1 protein-coding gene and 1 pseudogene are annotated in these 692 nt (G+C 78.8%); both read right to left on the bottom strand.

What is annotated here, in order from left to right; all coding sequences use genetic code 11:
• Positions 1-480: hypothetical protein (locus tag AA75_RS50065; RefSeq protein ID WP_033824012.1), on the bottom strand; the 480-nt coding region annotated here is incomplete at its 3' end.
• Positions 481-692: pseudogene (locus AA75_RS50060) on the bottom strand (hypothetical protein); the annotation flags it as partial.

The following is a 692-nucleotide window of genomic DNA, read 5'->3' as shown; positions in this document are numbered from 1 at the left end:
CAGCCACCGGCCGCCGTCGAGGCGGGCGGTGACCCGCAGCTGGGCGGCGGTCACGGTGGGCGGGCCGCCGGCGCGGGTGGCGTGCTGGTCGAGCAGCACCAGCAGCTCGGCCCGGTCGCCGCTCAGCCGGATCACTCCGGCGCTCACCACCTCCGAGGTGAGCGTGAGTTGCTGGTCGCCGACCCAGCCCCGGAGCCGGTCGAGCAGACCGCGGTACTGGTCGCCGGCCGGGCCGGTGAGCCACCCGGCGGCCGCCGCGCGGGTGGCGTCGGTGTCGGCCGCCGAGTACGACAGGATCCGGGCGAGCGCGTCACCGACCTCCCGGGTGACCCGGTCGGTGGCGGCCCGGTCGGTCAGCGCCCGGTTGCCGGTGTCGGCGCCCGACCGCTGGTACCGTGCGCCGGCCAGCAGGCCCGCGCCGAGCAGGGCGAGCAGCACGGCCGCCGCCGTCAGCGCCCGCAGCCGGGCCCGGCCGCCCATTCAGGCCGTCCCGGTCGGCACGGTGGTCAGCGCGGTGACCTTCCAGCCGTCGGCGGTGCGGCCGAGTTCGGCCTGCAGCCGGCGCCGGTCGGTGGTCACCGCGCCCGCGCCCTGGACCAGGTCGACCCTGACCAGCGCGATCAGCCGGGCGGTGCCGGCCCGGGTGTCGAGCGCGGTGACGGCGGCCTCGGCGACGCTGCCATGGGCGGTGA

This window comes from Kitasatospora sp. MBT63 (assembly GCF_000710465.2).
Taxonomy (GTDB): Bacteria; Actinomycetota; Actinomycetes; order Streptomycetales; family Streptomycetaceae; genus Kitasatospora.
This window is presented reverse-complemented; position numbering and strand designations above follow the sequence as displayed.